The 23,719-nt window shown below is 42.7% G+C and carries 23 protein-coding genes and 4 tRNA genes; 10 read left to right on the forward strand and 17 right to left on the reverse strand.

Annotated elements, in window-relative coordinates; translation table 11 throughout:
• Positions 1-3 precede the first annotated feature (3 nt).
• From FTU39_RS07210 to FTU39_RS07230, 5 genes are read left to right on the forward strand one after another with little or no spacing between them, the layout of a single operon-like run.
• On the forward strand, positions 4-369 hold the full coding sequence (locus tag FTU39_RS07210) for a Na+/H+ antiporter subunit C (RefSeq protein WP_004975886.1): 366 nt from the start codon (positions 4-6) through the stop codon (positions 367-369).
• The gene (locus tag FTU39_RS07215; RefSeq protein ID WP_179989699.1) at positions 369-2,177 is read left to right on the forward strand and encodes a monovalent cation/H+ antiporter subunit D; all 1,809 of its coding nucleotides are present in this window, start codon (positions 369-371) and stop codon (positions 2,175-2,177) included. Before FTU39_RS07210 ends, FTU39_RS07215 begins: the two co-directional genes overlap by 1 nt.
• 2 nt (positions 2,178-2,179) lie before the next feature.
• Positions 2,180-2,713 carry a Na+/H+ antiporter subunit E gene (locus FTU39_RS07220; RefSeq protein WP_004975882.1) on the forward strand — a complete coding sequence of 178 codons (534 nt, stop codon included), beginning with the start codon at positions 2,180-2,182 and terminating at the stop codon, positions 2,711-2,713.
• On the forward strand, positions 2,710-2,985 hold the full coding sequence (locus FTU39_RS07225; RefSeq protein ID WP_004975880.1) for a monovalent cation/H+ antiporter subunit F: 276 nt from the start codon (positions 2,710-2,712) through the stop codon (positions 2,983-2,985). The genes FTU39_RS07220 and FTU39_RS07225 overlap by 4 nt, the downstream gene beginning before the upstream one ends.
• A gap of 11 nt (positions 2,986-2,996) precedes the next feature.
• Positions 2,997-3,395, forward strand: coding sequence for a Na+/H+ antiporter subunit G (locus tag FTU39_RS07230; RefSeq protein WP_004975877.1), 399 nt, complete (start codon positions 2,997-2,999; stop codon positions 3,393-3,395).
• Between the two features lie 121 nt (positions 3,396-3,516).
• On the opposite strand, the gene FTU39_RS07235 is transcribed toward FTU39_RS07230, so the two are convergent.
• The 10 genes from FTU39_RS07235 to tpiA all read right to left on the reverse strand — a co-directional run bounded on the left by FTU39_RS07235 (position 3,517) and on the right by tpiA (position 10,788).
• Positions 3,517-3,921 carry a ribosome-binding factor A gene (locus tag FTU39_RS07235; protein ID WP_004975876.1) on the reverse strand — a complete coding sequence of 135 codons (405 nt, stop codon included), beginning with the start codon at positions 3,919-3,921 and terminating at the stop codon, positions 3,517-3,519.
• Positions 3,921-6,647, reverse strand: coding sequence for a translation initiation factor IF-2 (gene infB, locus FTU39_RS07240; protein WP_004975874.1), 2,727 nt, complete (start codon positions 6,645-6,647; stop codon positions 3,921-3,923). The genes FTU39_RS07235 and infB overlap by 1 nt, the downstream gene beginning before the upstream one ends.
• 10 nt (positions 6,648-6,657) lie before the next feature.
• Positions 6,658-8,142, reverse strand: a complete 1,485-nt coding sequence (nusA, locus tag FTU39_RS07245) for a transcription termination factor NusA (RefSeq protein WP_131261098.1) — start codon at positions 8,140-8,142, stop codon at positions 6,658-6,660.
• Between the two features lie 35 nt (positions 8,143-8,177).
• Positions 8,178-8,702, reverse strand: a complete 525-nt coding sequence (rimP, locus tag FTU39_RS07250; protein ID WP_004975871.1) for a ribosome maturation factor RimP — start codon at positions 8,700-8,702, stop codon at positions 8,178-8,180.
• Positions 8,703-9,024: 322 nt separating this feature from the next.
• Positions 9,025-9,101, reverse strand: a tRNA-Met gene (locus tag FTU39_RS07255).
• A gap of 134 nt (positions 9,102-9,235) precedes the next feature.
• Positions 9,236-9,312: transfer RNA gene (locus FTU39_RS07260), tRNA-Met, on the reverse strand.
• Positions 9,313-9,389: 77 nt separating this feature from the next.
• Positions 9,390-9,466 (reverse strand) — tRNA-Met (locus tag FTU39_RS07265).
• Positions 9,467-9,515: 49 nt separating this feature from the next.
• Positions 9,516-9,600, reverse strand: a tRNA-Leu gene (locus FTU39_RS07270).
• Between the two features lie 53 nt (positions 9,601-9,653).
• On the reverse strand, positions 9,654-9,983 hold the full coding sequence (gene secG, locus FTU39_RS07275) for a preprotein translocase subunit SecG (RefSeq protein WP_004975868.1): 330 nt from the start codon (positions 9,981-9,983) through the stop codon (positions 9,654-9,656).
• A 13-nt stretch (positions 9,984-9,996) separates the two neighbouring features.
• A complete protein-coding gene (gene tpiA / locus FTU39_RS07280; RefSeq protein ID WP_019836081.1) occupies positions 9,997-10,788 on the reverse strand; it encodes a triose-phosphate isomerase in 792 nt (263 codons plus the stop codon).
• Between the two features lie 277 nt (positions 10,789-11,065).
• Here tpiA and pilB point away from each other — a divergent pair, with 277 nt between their 5' ends.
• Genes pilB through coaE form a run of 4 tightly spaced genes read left to right on the forward strand, consistent with a single transcriptional unit; the run spans position 11,066 to position 15,504 of the window.
• The gene (gene pilB, locus FTU39_RS07285; protein WP_004975865.1) at positions 11,066-12,778 is read left to right on the forward strand and encodes a type IV-A pilus assembly ATPase PilB; all 1,713 of its coding nucleotides are present in this window, start codon (positions 11,066-11,068) and stop codon (positions 12,776-12,778) included.
• A gap of 30 nt (positions 12,779-12,808) precedes the next feature.
• Positions 12,809-14,035: a type II secretion system F family protein gene (locus tag FTU39_RS07290; RefSeq protein WP_179997302.1), complete on the forward strand. Its 1,227-nt coding sequence runs from the start codon at positions 12,809-12,811 to the stop codon at positions 14,033-14,035.
• Positions 14,035-14,895, forward strand: coding sequence for an A24 family peptidase (locus FTU39_RS07295; RefSeq protein WP_180051936.1), 861 nt, complete (start codon positions 14,035-14,037; stop codon positions 14,893-14,895). The genes FTU39_RS07290 and FTU39_RS07295 overlap by 1 nt, the downstream gene beginning before the upstream one ends.
• A 9-nt stretch (positions 14,896-14,904) precedes the next feature.
• Positions 14,905-15,504, forward strand: a complete 600-nt coding sequence (coaE, locus tag FTU39_RS07300) for a dephospho-CoA kinase (RefSeq protein WP_180051937.1) — start codon at positions 14,905-14,907, stop codon at positions 15,502-15,504.
• A gap of 5 nt (positions 15,505-15,509) precedes the next feature.
• Here the strand turns inward: coaE and FTU39_RS07305 are convergent, their stop codons facing one another.
• From FTU39_RS07305 to FTU39_RS07315, 3 genes are all read right to left on the reverse strand, one after another.
• Complete coding sequence (locus FTU39_RS07305; RefSeq protein WP_179988499.1) at positions 15,510-16,439, reverse strand: DMT family transporter; 930 nt, start codon at positions 16,437-16,439, stop codon at positions 15,510-15,512.
• A gap of 43 nt (positions 16,440-16,482) precedes the next feature.
• Complete coding sequence (rlmB, locus tag FTU39_RS07310; RefSeq protein ID WP_004975856.1) at positions 16,483-17,232, reverse strand: 23S rRNA (guanosine(2251)-2'-O)-methyltransferase RlmB; 750 nt, start codon at positions 17,230-17,232, stop codon at positions 16,483-16,485.
• A gap of 188 nt (positions 17,233-17,420) precedes the next feature.
• On the reverse strand, positions 17,421-17,744 hold the full coding sequence (locus FTU39_RS07315) for a pyrimidine/purine nucleoside phosphorylase (protein WP_004975854.1): 324 nt from the start codon (positions 17,742-17,744) through the stop codon (positions 17,421-17,423).
• A 492-nt stretch (positions 17,745-18,236) separates the two neighbouring features.
• On the opposite strand from FTU39_RS07315, the gene recN reads away from it, so the two are divergent.
• Positions 18,237-19,898: a DNA repair protein RecN gene (recN, locus tag FTU39_RS07320; RefSeq protein ID WP_180051938.1), complete on the forward strand. Its 1,662-nt coding sequence runs from the start codon at positions 18,237-18,239 to the stop codon at positions 19,896-19,898.
• A 61-nt stretch (positions 19,899-19,959) separates the two neighbouring features.
• Here recN and FTU39_RS07325 read toward each other — a convergent pair whose 3' ends face one another.
• Genes FTU39_RS07325 through FTU39_RS07340 form a run of 4 tightly spaced genes read right to left on the reverse strand, consistent with a single transcriptional unit; the run spans position 19,960 to position 23,401 of the window.
• Positions 19,960-20,946, reverse strand: coding sequence for a CsgG/HfaB family protein (locus tag FTU39_RS07325; protein ID WP_004975851.1), 987 nt, complete (start codon positions 20,944-20,946; stop codon positions 19,960-19,962).
• 56 nt (positions 20,947-21,002) lie between these two features.
• Entirely contained in the window at positions 21,003-21,605 is a 603-nt protein-coding gene (lpoB, locus tag FTU39_RS07330) for a penicillin-binding protein activator LpoB (RefSeq protein WP_180051939.1), read from the reverse strand.
• A 13-nt stretch (positions 21,606-21,618) separates the two neighbouring features.
• Positions 21,619-22,020: a DUF1425 domain-containing protein gene (locus FTU39_RS07335; protein ID WP_004975847.1), complete on the reverse strand. Its 402-nt coding sequence runs from the start codon at positions 22,018-22,020 to the stop codon at positions 21,619-21,621.
• 16 nt (positions 22,021-22,036) lie between these two features.
• The gene (locus FTU39_RS07340) at positions 22,037-23,401 is read right to left on the reverse strand and encodes a COG3014 family protein (protein WP_179988501.1); all 1,365 of its coding nucleotides are present in this window, start codon (positions 23,399-23,401) and stop codon (positions 22,037-22,039) included.
• Between the last annotated feature and the right edge of the window lie 318 nt (positions 23,402-23,719).

Here is a 23,719-nt window from a genome sequence, read left to right on the forward strand (position 1 = left end):
GCAATGATTAGTATTGAGTTTTTAATTGCATCTGCCATTGGAATGTTAGTCGCGACAGGAATCTATTTAATTTTACGTGCCCGTACCTTTCCTGTGGTTTTGGGCTTGGCGATGATTGGTTATGCCGTCAATATTTTCTTATTCAGCATGGGGCGTATTCAGCTCAATGCACCTGCAATTTTGACTGAAGCTTCAAAAGTCACCGACCCATTACCACAAGCCTTGGTATTAACCGCAATTGTGATTGGTTTTGCCACCACCGCATTTATTGTGCAATTGGCGCTGCGTAGCCGTTATGAAACAGGGACAGACCACGTCGATGCCAAAGAAGAACATCCACTGCTTGACCCACGTGAGGATGAGCCATAATGACTGATTTCCTCCAATTTTGGCTACAGCATTCACCTATTTTTAGCATCCTGATTCCAACCTTTACCGCATTTATTTTAGTGCTATTAGGCAATCCGGGCTTTGGTTCACTCTCACATGACTGGCGTCAGCCATGGCGTCGTGGCATTAGCTATCTTTCTGCCACACTCGGTTTAGTCACTGCAATTAGCTATTTAATTCAAGTCAGCAGTGGGCAAATTATTATTTATAATTTGAGCGAATGGGCCGCCCCGTTTGGCATTATTTTAGTGCTAGATCAACTGTCTGCCCTCATGTTGGTACTGACTTATTCACTTGCCTTGCCATTACTGTGGTTTTCCAGCAAAAAATGGGATGAACGTGGTCGCTATTTTCATACCATGGTGCATTTCCTACTCATGGGACTTTGCGGTGCATTCCTCACAGGCGACTTATTTAACCTGTTCGTATTTTTTGAAATCTTGTTGCTCGCCTCGTATGTGTTGTTATTGCACGGTCAAGGCAAAGCACGTTTTCAACTCGGGATTCATTACGTCACCATCAACCTGTTGGCCTCTGCCCTGTTCCTAATTGGTTTGGGGATGATTTACGGCAGTGTCGGCAGTTTAAACATGACCGATGTGGCACGTCTTATTCCGCTACTCGATGCTGATGCACATAAAATTGCGGTGGCAGGTGGCTTACTGCTATTTGTGGTATTTGGTATTAAAGCCGCTATGCTTCCTGTCGGTTTCTGGCTTCCTAAAACCTATGCCGTGGCGACAACCCCTGTGGCAGCCTTATTCACCATCATGACCAAAGTGGGTGTGTATGCCATTTTGCGGGTCAATGGAACCGTATTTGATGATGCACTGAGCCATAAAATCCTACAAGACTGGTTGCTGCCGATTGGTCTAATTACCTCACTGTATGGGGTCATTGGCGCAATTGGTGCAGAGCGCTTACGTCGTTTTGTCGGTTTTATGGTGCTGTCTTCGATTGGTACGATCCTGATCGCCATTTCGATGCTGAACACACAGGCATGGTCAGCCGCACTGTATTACTTAGTACACAGTACCTTAATTGCAGCGGCTTTCTATTTGCTGTGTGGCTGGATTACCTCACAACGTGGCGCATTTAAAGATCACTTCAATATTGCCCCGCAAATGAAGCAACACAAAGTACTGGCAATCACATACTTCATGATTGCCTTAATGATGGCAGGTTTGCCACCGTTTAGTGGCTTTTTGGGCAAGGTCTTTATTTTGCAAGCCACCGCCAATATGGCACATCAAGGCTGGATTATTGGCATTATTCTCTTGGTCAGCTTGCTGAGTATTATTGCATTCACCCGTGTCGGCTTTATTTTATTTTGGCGCGCGACCAAACCTGAAGATGATGCGCAAACTGAAGCCTATTATGAATATCAGGCACTACCTGCGATTGCACCGCCCCGTAATGACCGTGTCATTTATTTTCTCCTAACGGGTTTAGTGCTGTACGTGGTATTTGCCAATCCAATTCAACAATATATGCTGAATACTGCACAGCAGATTCAACATAATGCGGCCTATGAAGCACTGATTCTGAAAAAAGACCGTGCTGCAAATGTGATTAGCGTACAACCTTATGATCCATTGTACTTACCTCAAACCAAGTACGGTGGCGAAGCAATTGACACCAATGCACATTTAATTCCCTATGTGATTGATCCAAACACCTTGGAAGGCGAGCATATTTCTGACTATAAACAACGTCAGATTCAACAGCAAAATCGTGAGGAAGCACAGCAACCTAGCGATACTCAACTCAAACCTGCGGAGCCCTAAACATGCAAAAAACGAGACCAAAAACTTCGTTTTGGGATAACCTGCTGCCACACCCGTTTGTATCTGTCTTGGTGGCACTGAGTTGGCTGATGTTGGCGCATAGTGTTTCTGCAGGGAATCTGTTGATGGCACTGGTCTTGGCGCTCTTGATTCCCAAACTGATCCAGCCCTTTATTGCGCGTACACCAGACATCAACTGGACTGCAGCCATTCGCTTATTCTTCGTGGTGGTCTGGGATATTATGATTTGTAATATTCGTGTCGCAAAACTGGTACTTGGCCCAACAGACCGTATGCAGCCAAAATGGTTCCGTGTCCCTCTCGAAACACAACACGAACAGGTCAACAGTATTTTGGCGATGATCATTACCACCACACCAGGCACGGTTACAGCAGGTATTGACCAAGACCGTGGCGATATTTTGGTGCATGCCTTAAACACTGCAGATGAAAGTGTAGATATTCAAGACATCAAAAATCGTTATGAAAAACCGCTGATTGAAATTTTTGGTGCACAGTCAGGAGAAAAGCAATGATGATTCTGCCTTATGCACTTGGAATCTGCATGGTTGCGATTACGCTGTCCATGTTTATGTGCCTATATCGCCTGATTATTGGCCCTTCAATTGTAGACCGCCTGTTGGCCTTGGATACCTTGTTTTTAAATGCGACCTGCTTGGTGGTGGTTCTGGGTATCTATTGGACCAGTACCTCATTATTTGAAGGTGCGTTATTGGTGGCGATGCTAGGCTTTGTGTCTACTGCAGCACTGGCGCGTTACTTCACCAGTGGTCATGTGATTGATTAAGGAGAATGAACATGCAATTACTCATGGAAATTTTAGTGTCATTCTTTTTAATTATTGGCGCATTTTTCATGTTGGTGGGCGGCATTGGCATGGTTCGCCTACCCGACTTATTTATGCGACTGCATGCCCCTACAAAATCCAGCACTTTAGGACTAGGCAGTTTCTTAATTGCAGCCATTATTTATGCGGCATTTGAAGGACGATTTGGCTTTGCAGAAGTATTAATCACCCTATTTGCGTTTATTACCGCGCCTGTTTCTGCCAATTTAATGGCACAGGCAGCACTGCATTTACGTTTACGTTCGATGAGTGGCAATGTGCCTGAAACCTTAGACCGTCCATTACCGTGGCAACGCCAACGTCGTAATTTACGTCGTTATGAAAAAAAGTCCCATGATGATTTGGTCTAGAATATTAGTCAGGCATTAAAAAAAGCATCGTATCCGATATAACCTTGCTTACATTGCAAAAGCTCAAACATGATAGACAAAAAAATGCCACCCGAAGGTGGCATTTTTTATCATCACTGATTTATTCTTCATCTTGCTTAGGTGCTGCAGGAGGTAAATCTTTTACCGCTTCTGCAATCAAACCAAACATATAGTTACCATAGGCATTGGTTTTATCGTAGTGAAAACGCAAACGCGGGGTAATACGTGTCTTAATACGACGGCTTAACTCATGGCGCAAGAAGCCTGATGCTTTATTCAACACATCCAAGGTTTCTTTATTTGCCGTTTCGCTTTGCTCATCGCCTAATTCACGTCCCATGACGGTCACGTACACTTCGGCATATCCTAAGTCTGGGCTCACCTTCACCGCAGAGATGGTCACAAGACCACCTAAGCGTGGATCTTTCAGCTCTTGGCGAATCAGTTCTGACAGCTCACGCTGTACTGTATCCGCCATACGCTTCAGACGTTGACTACCCGCCATTAAAGACTCCGTTTAATCAATTGAACATCGTACACTTCAATCTTATCAAGTGGTTTGATGTCTTTATAGCCTTTTACTGCAAGACCACATTCCATACCTGCGCGAACTTCTTCGACCACATCTTTATAACGACGAAGTGACTCAAGCTCACCTTGGAACACCACCACATCATCACGTAATACGCGAATTGGTTTGTTACGGTGAAGTACGCCTTCAAGTACCATACAACCTGCAGCTGCACCGAACTTACTTGAGTGGAACACTTCACGCACTTCTGCAACACCCAAAATAGTTTCACGGTGTTCAGGTGCAAGCTTACCGCTCATCGCATCTTTCACATCATCAATTAATTGATAGATGATGCTGTAGTAACGAATGTCAATACCATCGGCATCGGCTTTTTGACGCGCAGTATTGTCAGCACGTACGTTAAAGCCCAGTAATACAGCTTCTGAAGATTCTGCAAGCGTAACGTCAGACTCAGTGATCGCACCTACGCCTGAACCAATCACACGTACACGTACTTCATCGGTAGACAACTCGCCCAATGCAACAATCAAGGCTTCCAAAGTACCTCGTACATCGGTCTTCAATACCACATTGACAAATGGAACGTCTTTTTTGCCCATTGATGCCATGATGTTTTCAAGACGCATTGCGCTTTGACGCTCAAGACGTTTTTGACGCTCACGATCCATACGCGCATCGGCAACTTCACGTGCTTTCTTCTCGTCATTTACAACAAGAACTTCGTCACCTGCCATTGGCGCTTCAGGTAAACCTAAAATTTCAACTGGAATTGAAGGACCTGCAGATTTAATACGCTTACCGTTTTCATCAGTCATGGCACGTACGCGACCATAAGATGAACCTGCAAGTACCAAGTCACCTACATTCAAAGTACCGTTTTGTACCAGAATTGACGTCACTGCACCGCGACCTTTATCTACACGCGCTTCAATCACCACACCTTGCGCTGCACCTTCTTCAGATGCTTTCAATTCCATCATTTCTGCTTGAATTGAAATTAAGTCAAGAAGTTCATCAATACCTTGACCTGAATGCGCCGAAACCATTGCAACAGGTACGTCACCGCCCCATTGTTCAGGTACGATTTCTTTGGTGGTCAATTCATTCAATACGCGGTCTGGATCAGCCGATTCTTTGTCCATTTTGTTAATGGCAACAATAATTGGCGTACCCGCTGCACGCGCATGGTCAATGGCTTCTGCAGTTTGTGGCATCACACCATCATCTGCCGCAACGACCAATACCACGATATCTGTCGCTTTCGCACCACGTGAACGCATTGCAGTAAACGCTGCGTGTCCCGGTGTATCTAAGAAGGTGATAATGCCTTTATCGGTTTGTACGTGGTATGCACCAATGTGCTGGGTAATACCACCCGCTTCGCCTGCAGCCACTTTGGCACGACGAATACGGTCAAGTAATGATGTCTTACCATGGTCAACGTGACCCATGATGGTCACCACTGGTGGACGTGTCGTTTGAACACCACGTGCCTCTTCAGCAGCTTCAAGTAAGTTATCTTCAGCTTGCGTATCAGATACTAGAACTGGGTTGTGGCCCATTTCCTCAACTACAAGTGCTGCAACTTCTTGCTCAATCGCTTGGTTTTGCGTAACTAACTCACCCATTTTCATGAGTGATTTAATAACTTCGCGTACTTTAACTGCCATTTTTGCAGCCAAGTCCGCAACCACAATCGTTGCACCAATTTCAACATCATAAACTTGTTTTTTAACTGGTTTTTCAAAGCCGTGCTTGTTGGCTTGGCTCGTTTTCAAACCGCGTTTATGTGAGTTTTGGCTGAAAGACTGTTCTTCCTGACCACGACGACCACCTTTTTTCGGTGAACGTGTATTGGTGGTACTGGTACCACGCTTGATTTCGCGGTCTTCTTTGGCAAATGAATCTTCATAAGCCTGACCCACAAGACCAGCCGCCAATGGAGAATCATCTACCACGCGAATAGTAGCTGTTGCATCTTCATTTGAGTATTTAGATGCCATCTGACGCATTTGCTCAAGCGTACGTTGCTGCGCTTCTTCAGCCGCTTTACGACGTGCTGCTTCTTCAGTCGCTTTCAACTGAGCTGCTTGCGCTTCACGTGCTTTCTTTTGCTCAGGCGTTTCAGTGACCTTCACTGCTTGCTTCACAATTGGCTTGTTGGTTGACTTACGTTTCACCACAACCGCAGCTTTCGCAACTTCTTGCTTGGCTGTTTCTTGCTTCGCTGCTGCACGCATTGCATCTAAAGCTTGTTTCGCTTTTGCAGCACCTGCTTGAGGCGCGTCTGCTTTCGCTTTGCTCTTTTCTGCCACGTCACGTGCTTGCTGTTCTGCTTGCGCTTTTTCAGCTGCTTCCGCCTGTGCTTTTGCCAGTGCTTCCGCTTTAATCTGTTCAGGATCAGGCTTTACAAATGTATGCTTCTTACGAACTTCTACATTAATCGTTTTCGCTTTGCCCGAAGTACTTGCCACTTTAGCGGTACTGGTGGTTTTACGTTTCAACGTGATTTGTCCTGCATTACCCTCTTGACCGTGAACCTTTTTTAAATGGTTCACTAGGGTACTTTGTTGTTCAGTGGAAATAATATCGTCAGCCTTACGCTGTGGTAAACCTGCGTCACGAACCTGTTCCAGGAGTTTCTCAACTGGACGACCTACACTGAGCGCTAACTCTTTAATCGACTTGTCCGTCATATATTACCTCCTAGTTAAACCATGATTCGCGCGCTTTCATAATCAATTGACCCGCTTTATCTGTACCTAGACCTTCAATATCTTCGATATCGTCAGTCGCTTGGTCAGCTAAATCATCAACTGTGATGACACCACGAGCGGCAAGCGCATAAGCGATCTCTTGTGTCATGCCTTCCATTGCTAGAAGTTCTGCACTCGGATCTTGGATATTTTCTTGCTGTTGCAATGCGTCTGCCAATGCCACTTCTTTGGCACGACCTTGTAACATTTCAACAATTTCTTCATCTAAATCAATTTCGTCAAATGTTTCCGCAGGAACATACGCAATTTCTTCTAATGAAGTGAAGCCCATTTCTACCAATGCCATCGCCAAATCTTCAGCAATGTCTAGACGTGAAACAAACAAGTCTAAGTATTGTTGCGCTTCATTTTGCTGACGTGCGTGATACTCTTCTTCAAGCATCATGTTCAGCTTATAACCTGTGAGTTCAGAGGCTAAACGTACGTTTTGACCTTGTGAACCAATTGCACGTGCCAACTGATCGCTAGTGGCGAAAATAATGTCGGCAGTACGTTCTTCTTCATCAATCACAATACCCGATACATCGGCTGGCTCTAAAGCACTGGCGATATATTGTGCTGGATCATCAGACCACACCACAACATCAATACGCTCACCATTTAACTCTTGCTGTACCGCTTGGATACGTGTACCACGCATACCAATACATGCACCTACAGGGTCAATACGATGGTCGTTGGTTTTTACTGCAATTTTTGCACGTACACCCGGCTGACGCGCTGCTGCTTTAATTTCGATGATTTCTTCAGAAATTTCTGGAATTTCTTTTTTCATCAATGCAATCAGCATTTCAGGCTTGGCACGTGACAACAACAATTGTGCACCACGACCTTCACGGTTCACGCTGTACAAAATTGCATTCACACGCTGCTTAGGACGCAAAATTTCTTTGGCGATCATTTCTTCACGCGCCAAATATGCTTCTGCATTGTCGCCCAAATCAATAATAAAGCCATCTTTGGTTTGCTTTTTCACTTCACCGTAAATCAGCTCGCCTACTTTGGCTTCATAAGCATCTGCAACCAATGCGCGTTCTGCTTCACGAATTTTTTGCACAATCACTTGCTTGGCAATTTGCGCAGCAATACGACCGAAGTCAATTGACTCAACTTCAAGTTCGCGAATATCGCCAATTGACCACTTTGCAGGGTCTACATCAGAAATTGCATCTTGGCATGCAGGCATTTCATGATCTTCATCTGCCACCACTTCCCACTGACGGAAAGTGCTGTAGTCACCTGTTTTACGATCAATTTCCACACGTAAACGTGCTTCTTCTGAGTTTGTGCCTTCGTAGAATTTCTTTTTCGTCGCAGCAACAAGAGCCTGTTCAAGCGCCTCAAAAATTGCCTCACGACTTACACCTTTTTCGTTACTAACCGTTTCAACGACGGTAAGAATTTCACGTGCCATAAGTCACCTATTCGTTCAGATTCTTATTAATTTGATTAATCTTGGTAAATCAGGTTTGCTTTATCAATATTGTGACTGTCAATCTCCAATACCTGCTGTTTTTCCACTTCGACCTGAATGGTTTCATTTTCCAGATCTACAGCAACCAATTTCGCTTGAAATTTACGACGGTTTTCTACAGCACTGATTAAACGTAACGCAATGGTTTGCCCAATATATGCAGGCAATTGCTCTAATTGGAAAAATGGACGATCCCAACCCGGAGAGGATACTTCAAGTGCATATTCACCTGAAATTGGATCATGCACATCAAGCATTGCACCAACTTGCTGGGTTACACGTACACAATCTTGCACACCAATACCACGACCTTGCTCTAATTCGCCATCTTCATTTAAGACAGGTTCTGCATTTTCATCGACAGCTTTGTCGATATAAATACGTAACAAAGAACGCTTACCTTGTGGAATAAACTCGATTCCCCAAAGATCCACATCACATGCTTGCACTGCTGGCGCAATTAAGTCCTGAAGTGCTTGAGTTTTATTTGATAGCTTCATTTACTCTCGTCATTCTGCTGCGGTTCAATGGTCTTATTTGACCACTACACATTCATACAAACTATAGTAGTAGTGAAACATGACACTTTGACTTTAGGCCGCGCACGGCTTGTATCGACACTACACGATAGCCAATAAAAAAGGGCGTAATCGCCCCTATTCTTGCACAGTAAAACCAATATCCACTGTGCAAAAAGGCCCACCTAGTTGTGAGCCTCTTTAGAAACTTGGTTGCGGGGATTAGACTAAATCTAACCATCTTTGCTAGTTTATTGTGCTGAGTTAAATCAAATAAAACTAACGTACCACACCATTAGAAACTTGGTAGCGGGAGCTGGATTTGAACCAACGACCTTCGGGTTATGAGCCCGACGAGCTACCAGACTGCTCCATCCCGCATCAACGTGCAAATATTATATACAAAAATGAATAAGTTTTCAATCAAACTTAGCATGTTTGCCTGACTTAAGTTGCACCTTAGTCAGTATAAAGCGTAAAACTCATATTAGAGCATAATCACACTTTTAAAATATTGGTAGCGGGAGCTGGATTTGAACCAACGACCTTCGGGTTATGAGCCCGACGAGCTACCAGACTGCTCCATCCCGCAACAACATGTAAATACTTATCTCAACCTAAAATAATTTAAGTTGCCTACGCTTAATTCACGATAAGCTTAGGATTGATTGGTAGCGGGAGCTGGATTTGAACCAACGACCTTCGGGTTATGAGCCCGACGAGCTACCAGACTGCTCCATCCCGCATCAACAGATTTGCTGCTTAACACCAACTTATGTTTTCTGGATTATAAGTTGGTGCGGAAGGGGGGACTTGAACCCCCACGCCCGAAAGCACTACCACCTCAAGGTAGCGTGTCTACCAATTCCACCACCACCGCAGCTGTGACGCATTCTAGTCGCATCATGCGAAAAAAGAAAGTGCTAAATAAAATTATTCAGCGCTTTTAGGCGCAGTTGGTGAAGTTTCAGGCGATACTGGCTGTGCAGGTGCAGTCGTTTGTACAGTCTGCAAACTATATGCACCTGTGGTTTGTTTCTTGGCAAACACCGCTAAAGTTAAACTGGTTGCAAAAAACAATGCTGTTAAAATTGCCGTTAAACGGGTTAAAAAGTTACCTGAGCCTGACGCACCAAATACGGTTGCCGCACCACCGCCACCAAAAGAAGCGCCTGCATCTGCACCTTTACCATGCTGAACCAAAATTAGTCCAATCATTAAAATGGCTAAGATAATATGTACTACCAGCACAAATGTTTGCATGCTGAACTCCTCATTATTGTGTATTTGCAAAGGCTTGCGCAATTTGATGGAACGATGCCGCATTTAAGGATGCACCACCGACCAAAGCACCATTAATGTCTGGGCAGGCTGCTAACTCTACGGCATTTTCTGGTTTTACACTACCACCATATAAAATCGGTAGAGTCACCGCATAAGCGGTGATTTGGCTTAAACCTTCACGGATTTTTGCATGCATGGTTTGCGCATCTTCAGGTGATGCGGTCTTGCCTGTACCAATTGCCCAAATAGGTTCATACGCAATCACTATCTGTTGCCATTGCTCAGCGTCAACCACAGCAGCAATATCACAAATTTGTTGCAAAACAACTTGCTCTGCCTGACCGCTTTCACGTTGTTGCAGACTTTCACCCACACAATAAATAACTGTCAAACCTGCCTGCAAGGCATTTTTAACTTTTTCATTCAAAATGCTTGGTGTGTCTGCAAAAAGTTCACGACGTTCTGAATGCCCAACCAATACATAATCAATTTGACTGTCTTTTAGCAATTCTGCACTGACTTCGCCTGTATATGCACCCAAACCCGCAATACGGGAAAGGTCTTGTGCAACGGTATAGACAGGACGTACTGCTTCGCTCAATGCAGCTTGAATTTGAGTTAAAGCCAAAGTGACAGGTGCAATCCCCAAATGACACTTTTCAGCCTCTACAGGGCTGTCTTGTAATAATGTTTTAAATTCAGAAATAAGTTGCTGAGCATCGGCATGTATCGGATTCATCTTCCAATTGCCAACCACCCAAGGCTTAATCGTCGTAGCCGACATAGAATAACCTGCAAAAACAATTCATTTAATCGCGCACATTCTACACGCAAATCACATTTCTGCTGAGTTTTTTGTACAAGCTTTGCATCAAACTGCTGCATGAAGTATCTTTTCATGGCAGGACTTACAATTTTTTTAGCAGATTAATGTAACTGGTTCATGCTTTTAGGCGATACTTAGGTGGTGACAGCACTTTCAGATATGGTATTTTTGTGCAACAAAAGTATAATTTTAAGATACCAATTATAAACAATCTTGATTTTGAGGACGTTGGGGAATGTCAGTACAACAAGCTACACCTAGATTTACAGGTTTTATTCGACGTTTGGTCGAAGATGGGCTCGTTTCTGCTGAAAATATGCAAACTGCCATTAAAGCCGCACAAAAAGATAATGTTGATATTGTTCCCTATCTCATTCAAAACCTAAATATCGCGCCTTTAATCATTGCTGAAAAAATTTCTAATGAGTTTGGCGAACCTATTTTTGATTTAAGCGTGTATGACTCTGCGCTCATCGTGCGTGAAGGCATTGATGAAAAACTGTTCAGCAAATATTGCATATTGCCTATTTTTAAACGCAATCATCTGCTTTATGTTGCAACCAGTAACCCGACCAATATCGAAGCAATGGATGCCATTCGTTTCAACAGTAAAATGAATATTGAAGCCATTGTGGTCGAACACGATAAATTGGTAAAACTGATTGAACAAAACTTTGCGAGTGAGTCTGCTTTTGAATTTGAAGATGATGACTTCGATCTCAACTTTGAAGATGGTAACAGCGAACCAGAACAAGCTGCAGAAGATGAACCGCAGGGTGATGAATCCCCAATTGTTAAATACATCAACAAATTACTGATTGATGCAATTCGCATGGGTGCTTCGGACTTACACTTTGAACCGTATGAAAAAACCTATCGAGTGCGTTACCGTGTCGATGGTGTATTACGTCAAATTGCCACCCCACCCTTACAGTTAGCTAACCGCTTGGCATCACGTTTAAAAGTGATGTCCCAAATGGACATTTCTGAAAAGCGTGTCCCGCAAGATGGTCGTATTAAATTAAAACTATCTAAAAATAAATCCATCGACTTCCGTGTGAACTCGTTGCCAACATTGTTCGGTGAAAAAATCGTACTGCGTATTCTTGACCCATCTAGCGCGATGCTTGGGATTGACGCTTTGGGCTATGAACCAGAACAAAAAGAATTGTTCATGGAAGCCTTAGAAAAACCGCAAGGCATGTTACTGATTACAGGTCCAACGGGTTCGGGTAAAACGGTATCGCTATATACAGGCTTAAATATCTTAAACAGAGAAGATACCAACATTTCCACTGCCGAAGACCCTGTGGAAATTAACTTAGAAGGCATCAACCAGGTTAACGTCAACAATAAAGTGGGCTTAACCTTCGCTGCCGCTCTGAAATCTTTCTTACGTCAAGACCCTGATATTGTCATGGTGGGTGAGATTCGTGACCTTGAAACTGCAGAAATTGCAATTAAAGCAGCCCAAACAGGTCACATGGTTTTATCTACCCTCCACACCAACAGTGCGCCAGAAACTTTAACGCGTTTACGCAATATGGGCGTTCCTTCCTTTAACATCGCAACTTCGGTAAACCTCGTCATTGCACAGCGTTTGGCACGACGCCTATGCCCGCATTGCAAAGCTCCTTCCGATATTCCAAAACAAAGCTTATTGGAAATGGGCTTTACTGAAGCCGATTTGAGCAATCCAGAATTTCAGGTCTATCAACCTGTAGGCTGTTCTGAATGCCGTGAAGGTTATAAAGGACGTGTTGGTGTTTATGAAGTGATGAAAGTCACACCAGAAATTTCTAGAATTATTATGGAGGATGGTAATGCCATCCAAATTGCTGATGCGTCAGCAAAATCGGGGTTTAACAATCTGCGTCGTTCGGGGTTACTTAAGGTCATGCAGGGGGTGACTTCATTGCAAGAAGTCAATCGTGTGACCAGTGAATAGTTGTAAAATTTAAAATAAGGATAAATACGCATGGCTGTCAAAAAAGCACAGATGATGCCCACCTTCGTTTATGAAGGGATTGACCGCAAAGGGGCTAAGTTAAAAGGGGAAATTCCAGCGCGTAATATGGCCTTGGCAAAGGTTACATTGCGTAAACAAGGGATTACCATCAAGACGATTCGCCAAAAGAAAAAGAATATTCTTGAAGGCTTAATGAAAAAACGGGTGTCGACCTTAGACATCACTATTTTCACGCGTCAGCTTGCCACTATGATGAAAGCAGGTGTGCCTTTGGTACAAAGCTTTGAGATTGTTGCCGAAGGTCTTGAAAACCCCGCCATGCGTGAAGTGGTTTTAGGCATTAAAGGTGAAGTGGAAGGCGGGAATACCTTTGCTGGCGCATTGCGTAAATATCCTCAATATTTTGACAACCTATTTTGTTCTTTGGTCGAATCTGGTGAACAATCGGGTGCCCTAGAAACCATGCTAGATCGTGTCGCGATCTATAAAGAAAAGAGTGAGTTACTCAAACAAAAAATTAAAAAAGCCATGAAATACCCTGCAACGGTCATTGTGGTGGCCGTGATTGTGACCATTATTTTGATGGTGAAAGTCGTACCTGTGTTTGAAGAGTTGTTTAGCTCTTTTGGTGCGGACTTGCCTGCCTTCACTAAAATGGTGGTGAACATGTCACAATGGATGCAGAAATACTGGTTTATTCTGATTATTGTGATTGGGGTCATGATTGCAGGTTTCTTGGAAACTAAAAAACGCAGTAAAAAATTCCGTGACTTCTTAGACAAAGCGGCACTGAAAGCGCCTATTTTTGGTGACTTGGTCTATAAAGCGATTATTGCACGTTATAGCCGTACTTTAGCCACTACTTTTGCTGCTGGTGTACCCTTAATTGATGCCTTGGAATCTACCGCTGGGGCAACCAATAATGTGGTCTATGAAGAAGCCGTGATGAAAATTCGTGATGATGTTGCGACAGGACAGCAGCTACAATTCGCCATGCGTGTCACCAATAAATTCCCGTCTATGGCAGTGCAAATGGTAGCCATTGGTGAAGAATCAGGTGCGCTAGATGCCATGCTAGATAAAGTCGCAACCCACTATGAAAACGAAGTCGACAACGCAGTAGATGGCTTAACCTCAATGATGGAGCCGTTGATTATGTCTGTCTTGGGTATTTTAGTGGGTGGTTTAGTTGTCGCCATGTACCTTCCAATCTTCCAAATGGGTTCTGTGGTTTAATGCAAGAATTAATCGCGTACTTTATCCAAAATCCAACTGCGCTCTATATCGCAGTTGGACTTTTTAGTTTATGTATTGGCAGTTTTTTGAATGTGGTGATTTACCGCACCCCAAAAATGATGGAACAGGAGTGGCGTAATGACTGCCAAATGTTATTACATCCTGAACAAGCCATTATTGATGAAAGTAAAATCACCCTCAGCAAACCTGCATCGACCTGTCCCAAATGTCACAACCCAATTCGTTGGTATCAAAATATTCCTGTGCTGAGTTGGTTGGTATTACGCGGTAAATGTGGCAACTGCCAAAACCCGATCAGTATACGTTATCCACTGATTGAGGTATTAACTGCTATTTGCGCTCTGATTGTGCTTGCGGTATTTGGCCCAACCGTACAAATGCTATTTGGCTTGCTACTCACTTATACCTTGATTGCGCTCACCTTCATTGATTTCGATACACAACTCTTGCCAGACCGTTATACCCTGCCTTTGGCTGCACTGGGTTTGGCCGTCAACAGCTATGCCATCTATACCTCACCAACCTCGGCAATTTGGGGCTATGTGATTGGCTTCCTATGTCTATGGGTGGTGTATTACCTATTTAAAATCGTCACAGGCAAAGAAGGCATGGGCTATGGCGACTTCAAGCTCCTTGCCGCTTTAGGTGCATGGATGGGGCCGATGATGTTACCCCTGATTGTGCTGCTATCGTCCTTAGTTGGGGCGATTATTGGCATTATTCTGTTAAAAGTACGTAAAGAAAATCAACCCTTTGCGTTTGGTCCGTATATCGCCATTGCGGGCTGGATTGCCTTTTTATGGGGCGAGCAAATCATGAAAGTATATTTGGGACAATAAGGACAGCACATGCGTTTTGTTTTGGGTCTAACAGGAGGAATTGGCAGTGGCAAGTCTGCAGCCAGTGCGTGGTTCGAGACCCAAGGCATTGTTGTGGTCGATGCGGATGTGGTTGCACGTGAAGTGGTTGAAAAAGGACAGCCTACCTTAAAGCAAATTCAACAACACTTTGGCGATTGGGTTTTACTTGAAAATGGCGAACTAGACCGTCGCGCATTACGTGAACACATTTTCAAAGAACCAAGTGCACGACAAACACTTGAAAAAATCACCCACCCTGCAATTCGTGAATCGATTATTCGACAATTAAATGCTGCCAATAGCCCCTACGTGGTTTTGGTTTCACCACTCTTGTTTGAAACCAATCAACATCAATTGACCCGACATACATTATTGATTGATGCTACTGAAGCCCTACAAATTCACCGTGCTTCACAACGTGATGGTCAAACGGTTGAGCAAATTCATAAAATTATTCAAGCACAAATGCCACGTGCTGAAAAACAACGCCTAGCCGATGACATTGTGCTAAATGATGGGCATTTAGAGCATTTGTATAGCAAACTTGAAGTATTGCATCAGCAGTATTTAAAGCGAGCGATGCAGTAAGCAAATTAATCTGACTGTTTTTTTTGCTGTTCAAGTTGGGCTTTTAAGCTGTCAGGTCGTGCCCACCAACGCCAAGGTTGCAAAGCGCCAATCCCCATACCCATCAAGCCACATAAAATTGCCAGACTCAACGGCTCGCCCAATAAAGGGACAGCAAGAATCGCAGCAATAAACGGCGCCAAGGTCACAATACTACCAGTTTTGAATGCCCCCAAACGCTTAATTGCCTCGACATAGCTAAGTGTTGCGATGATTACCACAAATACCCCATGAAAAACAGTTTGCAGCAATAAATGAATCGGTTCGGGTGCGGTGAGTTGTTTCGGGAAAAACAGTACGTAAATCGGGACATAGACGATTGCCGACCAAATTGCGACACCTGCCATAGCATGCCAAGCGGAGAGCTTCCATTGTCTTAATAAAACCGTAAACACACCCCACCAAATAGCGCTGATAAAAAACAGTCCATCCCCAAGTCCAAAGGCAACACCTGTTTCTTGATACATCAGCGCACTCATACCCGCAATGGCGGTCAGCATAATTACAATACTGATCCATGTATGGCGGTCAAAAGGCACTCGAAATAACATCCAAGCAGCAATGGCGGTACAAACAGGAATACAGCCATTCAAAAAAATGGCAGCATGCGCAGCAGGTACATAATGAAAAGCACTATACGCAGTCAGGCAATAGCCCACTCCACCAATCATTGCCAAAATAAAAGGCTCTTTTTTCCATAAAAATGCCGTATCTTTTTTCCAGATAAGAATCGGCATTAAAATACAAAAAGCCAAAGCAAAGCGTAAGGCGGTAATATCCCAAGCACTGATCTGCCATTGTGCATTCAGCCGAGCAGTTAGGGTAAAACCACCCCAAATACACATGGTAACAAGCACCAAAGCATAACCTTGCTTTTGGGGAGATAGACGAATCACGGTGTTGAAAGCATCAATAAAATAGCAAATACAAAATCAGCAATTAAGCCTGACGCTGACGACAAGCTTCATACAAGGCCATACCTGTTGCAACACTGACATTCAGACTTTGCAGATTTCCTGCCATTGGAATAAATACGGTTTGATCACATTGTGACTGGGTAATTGGGCGTAAACCTGTATCTTCTGCGCCCATCACCACGCATACTGCTGTGCCTGTAAAGTCAAATTGCTGAATTGGCAAAGCTTTTTCATCCAGCATCGTACCCACCACGCGCACATTAAACTCTTGTTTCAAATGCGCCAAAGTACGTGCCAAATTGGTCACTTGGATAAATTTGACTTTTTCTGCACCACCTGCAGCTACTTTGCGTGCAGTTGGGGTCAAACTTGCTGAACGATCACGCGGCACAATCACGGCAGTAACCCCCATCGCAGCGGCAGTACGGATACACGCACCCAAGTTATGCGGGTCGGTGACTTGGTCGAGCGCCAAAAGTAAAGGCTTGCTATCAGCCTGCAACAAGGCATCCAAGTCTTTTTCATTCAGAGTTGGATGTGGGCGTACTGCAGCCACCACTCCTTGGTGAAAAGGCAAACCTGCCAGTTTTTCCAAGCTGTCACGGCTGGCTTTTTGCACACTAATGCCAAATGGTTCGGCAAGTTCTAAAATCTTTTGTAAACGCTGATCATCACGCCCTTTTAAGGTAAAAAGAGTTAAGACGCGCTCTGGCTCAAGCTCCAATAATGACTCCACCGAGTGAACGCCATAATAATATTCAGGTTTTGCCATGAACGACCTCTAATTAATGCACCAATAAACCAGCGAAAACGAAAAATCCTGCAAAGCTGACTTTACAGGATTTCAATAAGATCTAGTTTAACCGATTCGGGTGAAAATTTCTTGATTCAATTCCGCTTGATTGGGTGCTCAAGCAGGAGAAAAATGAAATCTTAATTCAATACCCTATTATCGGCTGATTAGCCTTCTAAGTGGCACACGTAATCGAGCACTTCATCGGTTTCGATGCTGAAACGGCTATTGCCAGGCACATAGAACGATTGACCCGCGCGGAATAATTCACTTTCTTCGCTATCGGCAATTTTGACACGACATTCACCTGAAATAATTTCCATACGTTCAGGTACATGCGTTTCGAAAGTCAAGGCTTGTTCAGTCGGTAAAATTACCCCTAAGGTTTTTTTGGTACCGTCTTCAAATTGCACCGTGTGACTGATGCATTGCCCACCAAAATAGACATTCGACTTTTTCACAACTGATACATGATCAAACTGAGCTGACATGCGTATTCTCCAGGTAACGCGTTTTTATATTTTTGACTGATGTAGTTTAATTCTGTCCTCAGAACTAATCAATCTGTGTTTACAGTGGGCTTTGCGTAAATTGAACAATGTTTCAATACGCAGCATGCAACACGCTGACAGCACAGTCTAAGCCAATGCCAGAGGCATGCAAAGTACTCTGCTCTAGATTCTTCCCCACTAAAGTGCTAAATCTGAATGTGAAACAGATCACGAATAGTATCTATATCGTTTAAGTTCCACCATATCAAGCAGCACCGAAAACTCCCCAAGTGAATATACTGCAATTTAATGACCATCCAATGAAATGATCAAATGATCATGTGTTTTATATATGATGCTTATCGGGTACATTTTTTGTTGTTTGCGCTGCAATTTAAGCTAGAATTAAATAGAAGAAAATAACAGCCTTGTTATGGCATTTCCAAAACTTGACTCTCTTTCACTGACACTTTTCGCAGCTTGGATGCGTTTATGCTGACTCATTTAACACTGATTAACTTTGCCCTTGCCGACCACTTAGCACTGGATATTGAAACAGGTTTTAACGTTCTGACAGGGGAAACAGGTGCAGGTAAATCCTTACTTTTAGATGCGCTCTCTGCCTGTTTAGGTGAACGTACCGATACCAATTATGTACGTTTTGGCTCAGATAAAGCCGATGTGACCGCGAGTTTCAGTTATCAGGACAATAGCCCTGAAGCACAATGGCTAAAAGAACATGAATTAGATGATGAGTCTGGTGAAATCCATTTACGTCGGGTAATTTTTGCCACAGGACGCAGCAAGGCATGGATTAATGGACGCCCAAGCAGTTTGGCAGAGCTGAAAGAAATTGGACGCTTACTGGTACAGTTATACAGTCAGCACAGTCAGCAACAATTGCTCGAACCGCCTTATCCAAAACACTGGCTTGATCGTTATTATAATTTTTATGCCCCTGCCCAAGCAGTACGTGATGCTTATAGTACCTGGCAAAAAAATATCCGACAGCATCAGGCAGCGCTGGATGCACAGGCAACTCGCAAGCAACGCATCGAAACCCTAAACTTACAGCTCGAAGAACTCGAAGAACTGGTACAAATAGATTATAAGGAGATTGAACAAGAGTTTGATCGCCTAAGCCATCATGAACATATCATGCAGGATTGCAGTTATAGCTTAAATGCCTTGGATGAAGCCGAGCAAAACATCACTCAGGAAATTGCTTCAATTATTCGCCGCTTGGAATCGCATGCGGGGCGCAGTGAGCAATTATCGGAAATTTATAATTCATTGTTAAATGCGCAAAGTGAATTAGATGATGCGACAGCCAATTTACGTCAGTTTATTGATCGTCAAAGCTTTGATCCAGAGCGCATGGAAGAACTGAATCAGAAGCTGGAAGTTTTTCATCGTTTGGCACGTAAATACCGCACTCAGCCTGAATTACTGAAACAAGAGTTCGATACTTGGCAAGCCGAACTCATGGCTTTACATGAACTGGAAGATCCTGAAACTTTGGCAGAACAAGTCGAAGTGGCACATCAGGACTTTTTAGCCAAAGCACAACATTTAGATGACATCCGTCGTGAAGCAGCCGCACCACTTGCCAAACAACTGACCGAGCAAGTCAAACAGTTGGCACTGCCTGAGGCACATTTTGAATTTAAATTTGAACCTTTAGAACAAGTTTCTGCGGAAGGGTTAAGTTTTATTCAATTATTGTTTACCGCCAACAAAGGTATTCCTGCACAGCCATTGGCACGCGTGGCTTCTGGTGGTGAATTATCGCGGATTGCCTTGGTTATGCAAGTCATGAATGCCGAAAAAACCGAAGCCGAAGTCTTGGTTTTTGATGAAATTGATGTCGGGATTAGTGGTGGTACCGCAGAAATTGTGGGGCGCTTACTCGCAGGTTTGGCGCAACACGTTCAAATTTTATGTATTACCCACCAAGCACAAGTGGCAGCACAGTCTGATCAACACCTTTTAGTGAAAAAGCGTCAGACCGACCCTGCCAGCAGCACCATTGTTGAATTAGAAGAAGATGCGCGTATTTTAGAATTGGCACGCATGACAGGCGGCGTTGAAATTAATGACACTACCTTGCAACACGCCAAACAATTACGCCAATTGAAGTTTCAACAGGCTTAAAAAATAAATCCCCTGATTTTCAGGGGGATTTATTTAGGTCTAAAACAAGCTTAATCATTATTTACCATTTCACAGGTTGGTCACTTGAACCAGGTGTCATTTCATAACCTGGAGAGGTATCATAAAATTGACTGCTAGAAGATTGCACAGGTTGTAGTTTAAGACCCTGTAAAATTTCAGGATTTAAACTTTGGGCAATCTTATCTGCAGTACTATCATTTAAACTATTATTTAAAAGATTCTGTGTCATCAAGTTCGATAAGGTACGATTAAAAGTCCCTGCCGCAACTACCTTACTGGTATTCGCTTCAATCACTCGCCACGTTAAACGCACCTGCTCTGCACCAGCATTTAACCCATACATTTGTTGACCGCTAGCAACTGACAAATCGTTAATACGCCCCACGAGTAAATAATCAGCACCTACTTTTTGACCAATACGCGCTAACTCATGCGGTGCACCATCCCAATACAGGAAGTCATTTTCAAATTGCATTTCATCTATGTAATGACGATCAACAACACTTAACTGCCCTGACTGTGCCAAATAAGTACCTAAAGTATCTGATAATTCTTGACTAAACTCAGAAGCAGAAGCACCGCTGGCTAAGCGGTTATTTTTTTCTGCCATTTGAAATGGCAAGACTGCAATACGGCGCATGTGTTGATCTTGTACAGTAGATTCAAACTTCACCACATGTGCGCGAACTTTAGCGCGATAATTATTTTTAGCACCAGAAACACTCAAGACCTGAAACTTGGTGACAGAACCCGAACCTTGATTGGCTACACTAAATACAGGTGAAACTTTACCCGTATATGTCCAGCCCTGATTATTTACAGATAAAGAAACTGTTTCTTCATAATTCATTTGTGACGATACCGAAGCACCATTCACCGATTGAACTGCAATCAATAATGCTTCAGAAATAGCTTGGTGTTGTGTTGGACCACTACCCGTTGCCTCTTTAATCACTTCTTTAATCGCAGCAAAAGCAGGACTGCACAGTAATCCAGATAATAAGCCTGCAAATAATATTTTTTTCATGTTCTATTCTTCAACAGCAACTGCGCTTATCACAGCGCAGTTGCTTTCAGATTAAATTAAAGACCAAAAGTTGAGCGCTTTGCTGCCTTACGGATTTCTTTTTCGCCTGTCCACTCTACAATGCCAGTTTGTAAGTTCTGCAATTTAAATGTGAACTTGTAATACACATCGCTCTTACCACCTGCATTTTTTACAATACTAGATAGATTGCCATTGAGCATATATTCAGCACCGATATGTCCACCAGTACGCACTGCAGTCGCTTGATTGACCATGCCGCTTTGCTTTTGATAGGCAAGTTGCTGCGCCATCGCATTGACAGATTTCATATCTACAAAACGAAACTTCCCTGAATTAATTAATTTGTTCTGAATCGTATCTGTAATAGATTCTGTATCGATATGTTCTTGTGTCTTGTTATGAATACGATCAAGCACAATGACTGGACGACGAGTTTGCGTCATTTGCACCACAGGTGGGAAGGTCAGCATATCATCCACCATCTTTGCAGCAATCATTTGTAAATCTGTAGATCCAAAATCTTTAGTTAAAGTTTCTACAGCCTGAGCATCTCCATAGCTCACTGCACTTCCTGTTGTTGCACAACCTGTTGCTAAAACTGAAGTCGCTACCACAGCCATCATTAACTTTGCATTCATTGCTCTATCTCGCTTATTTCTTTAAATACACAACAACATCTACAGCCGATGGATTTGGTGCTAAAGATTGCACGCCCTTCACCTCTCGACCCGTTAACTGAATTGGTTTCCAAATCGCACCTTCAGGGTTCACTTCTGCTCCATGTGCATCGACCCATACGATTTTGTAGCTAAAATCTTTGTTATTGAAACGGCGGTTTTTAATGGCAATTGATGCCTTTTTTAAGTCGCCTGCCATAGACATTCCCACACGCTCAACAAATACCTCAGTGGTTAAGACTGGGTTATTGGTAATGGTGCGAATACTTACTTCGTTATTCGCATCTGTCTGTGTAGACAAAGCATTAGGGGCTGTACATCCAACCATCGCCGCAGCACTAAGACCGAGTAATGCGAGTTTTAACTGATTTTTCATAAAGTTCTCTTCAAAATTATTGGCGTGGAATACTACTTACACTTGCTGTAATTTTGTCATTTACATGATGTGCATAAACAAATACTGTCTCATTGGCTTTTACATCTAACTTCACAGAGGAGCTTGACAAATTACCTGACGATAACTGTAAGTTGTGTGTCCCTGGTGTTAAGTTCAGACGTGCAATTTGCGTATTACTTGGCAAAGTTGTCCAAGCTCGTAAATCTGCTCGCTCGGTTGCCATATTGAGCACGTTACCTGCCAATTGCCCTAAAACACCAAATTGGTTACCAAGCTCTTTTTGAGCAGCATATTTGGCTGTGGCACGAATCACTTGGGTTGTTAAAGTTCCAACGACTTTTTCTTTTAAGTCTTTAACAGCCAATGCACCAATATCACTAATCACATAACTGTCTTGCAAAACTCGGTTATTCAGCTTCACTTTCAGGCTTTTGGGTGCAACATAAGTGCTAGGTTCATAAGTCGCAAAAGCAATGTTGATAATGCCGCCTGGAGTCGGAATATCTAACTTATTTTCAATTTTCTGTGGAACGATACCTTGTTCAATAAATACAATAACAGGCACACTACTATTACTTTGTTTTGCAACCAATTGATCTAAACGCTTTACATCTTTAGCAATCTGCTCATCAGGCTGTAACTCATAAGCTTTTTTGTAATCCACCAAAGCATCGTTATATTCGCCTAAGGTTTCCCACAAGTTAGCTGCCATATAAAAAGCATAGGCATTTTGATAAGTATTCTTAATCTTGCCCGCAATTGGATCTAAGCCAACAAATGCCTCATCTAAAACATGCAATGCGGCATTTGAAGATGCATTTGCTTTTGTATTTTTCTCTTTTTTCTTTTCAAACTCAGCCTGATGTGCCAGTTCAATTTCACGCTGAATACCCTGTGCAACACGCATTTCTACTGCAGCAGCCTCAAGGTTTTTTAGAAAAATATAATTTTTGGCTTGAGAAATATGTGCCAATACCTGTTCATGAGGTGGTACCAAATAAGGCACCACCGAATCATTACTCACCATAGAAAGTGCTTTAAATCCGACCCGACTCAGACTAATTTTTGCACGACTTTTTTGTTTATCTAGCAATTCAAAAGCCTGCTTATAATGATTCAAACTTTCTTCATACTGATGATTGACTTGTAATAGACGTGCCTGCTCCAGTAAATATAGTACGCCGTCTTTTGAATCTACTTTATCTTTAAATTTAGCAACTAAATCTTCAGATAAATGATTATTCAAATGACTGCGAAATAAATTACCTTCATCATTATAAGTTCCAAAAATTGCTGCTTGAGAAAAAACTGAAGCTGAAAAAACAGCAGCAAACAAACTTCCCTTTATTAAATAATTCATATTAAACCATCAAAAAAAAGCTATAAAAGATGAAAATTTCACCATCTTACAAACAATCATTTTTTGTTTCAATATGTATTTTATGTATATTTATTGAAACATATCAAGCTATAAAAAACACAAATTTTACACTAAAGTACAAAACTTACAAAAGAGATAAACAAACTTATAGATTTTTTATATTAAAAAACCACTACTCATTAGACAAACTTAATATTTAATAAAAGAGAATCTAAATGTAGTAAAACCGCCTATTTTGCAATTAAAAAACAGAAATCACATTAGTTAAAATTAAAAAAGTAGATTAAAAAATATACA

Source organism: Acinetobacter sp. YH12099, assembly GCF_013419195.1.
Taxonomy (GTDB): Bacteria; Pseudomonadota; Gammaproteobacteria; order Pseudomonadales; family Moraxellaceae; genus Acinetobacter; species Acinetobacter towneri.

Excerpts from the sequence above, each read along its gene's own strand:
- infB (WP_004975874.1), bottom strand. The coding sequence starts at position 6,647 with ATGACGGACAAGTCGATTAAAGAGTTAGCGCTCAGTGTAGGTCGTCCA.
- FTU39_RS07335 (WP_004975847.1), bottom strand. The coding sequence starts at position 22,020 with ATGAAAAATCAGTTAAAACTCGCATTACTCGGTCTTAGTGCTGCGGCG.
- FTU39_RS07290 (WP_179997302.1), top strand. The coding sequence starts at position 12,809 with ATGGCTGTCAAAAAAGCACAGATGATGCCCACCTTCGTTTATGAAGGG.
- FTU39_RS07235 (WP_004975876.1), bottom strand. The coding sequence starts at position 3,921 with ATGGCGGGTAGTCAACGTCTGAAGCGTATGGCGGATACAGTACAGCGT.
- FTU39_RS07210 (WP_004975886.1), top strand. The coding sequence starts at position 4 with ATGATTAGTATTGAGTTTTTAATTGCATCTGCCATTGGAATGTTAGTC.
- coaE (WP_180051937.1), top strand. The coding sequence starts at position 14,905 with ATGCGTTTTGTTTTGGGTCTAACAGGAGGAATTGGCAGTGGCAAGTCT.
- nusA (WP_131261098.1), bottom strand. The coding sequence starts at position 8,142 with ATGGCACGTGAAATTCTTACCGTCGTTGAAACGGTTAGTAACGAAAAA.
- FTU39_RS07225 (WP_004975880.1), top strand. The coding sequence starts at position 2,710 with ATGATGATTCTGCCTTATGCACTTGGAATCTGCATGGTTGCGATTACG.
- rimP (WP_004975871.1), bottom strand. The coding sequence starts at position 8,702 with ATGAAGCTATCAAATAAAACTCAAGCACTTCAGGACTTAATTGCGCCA.
- lpoB (WP_180051939.1), bottom strand. The coding sequence starts at position 21,605 with ATGAATGCAAAGTTAATGATGGCTGTGGTAGCGACTTCAGTTTTAGCA.
- FTU39_RS07295 (WP_180051936.1), top strand. The coding sequence starts at position 14,035 with ATGCAAGAATTAATCGCGTACTTTATCCAAAATCCAACTGCGCTCTAT.
- pilB (WP_004975865.1), top strand. The coding sequence starts at position 11,066 with ATGTCAGTACAACAAGCTACACCTAGATTTACAGGTTTTATTCGACGT.
- secG (WP_004975868.1), bottom strand. The coding sequence starts at position 9,983 with ATGCAAACATTTGTGCTGGTAGTACATATTATCTTAGCCATTTTAATG.
- FTU39_RS07230 (WP_004975877.1), top strand. The coding sequence starts at position 2,997 with ATGCAATTACTCATGGAAATTTTAGTGTCATTCTTTTTAATTATTGGC.
- recN (WP_180051938.1), top strand. The coding sequence starts at position 18,237 with ATGCTGACTCATTTAACACTGATTAACTTTGCCCTTGCCGACCACTTA.
- FTU39_RS07315 (WP_004975854.1), bottom strand. The coding sequence starts at position 17,744 with ATGTCAGCTCAGTTTGATCATGTATCAGTTGTGAAAAAGTCGAATGTC.
- tpiA (WP_019836081.1), bottom strand. The coding sequence starts at position 10,788 with ATGTCGGCTACGACGATTAAGCCTTGGGTGGTTGGCAATTGGAAGATG.
- rlmB (WP_004975856.1), bottom strand. The coding sequence starts at position 17,232 with ATGGCAAAACCTGAATATTATTATGGCGTTCACTCGGTGGAGTCATTA.
- FTU39_RS07325 (WP_004975851.1), bottom strand. The coding sequence starts at position 20,946 with ATGAAAAAAATATTATTTGCAGGCTTATTATCTGGATTACTGTGCAGT.
- FTU39_RS07215 (WP_179989699.1), top strand. The coding sequence starts at position 369 with ATGACTGATTTCCTCCAATTTTGGCTACAGCATTCACCTATTTTTAGC.
- FTU39_RS07340 (WP_179988501.1), bottom strand. The coding sequence starts at position 23,401 with ATGAATTATTTAATAAAGGGAAGTTTGTTTGCTGCTGTTTTTTCAGCT.
- FTU39_RS07220 (WP_004975882.1), top strand. The coding sequence starts at position 2,180 with ATGCAAAAAACGAGACCAAAAACTTCGTTTTGGGATAACCTGCTGCCA.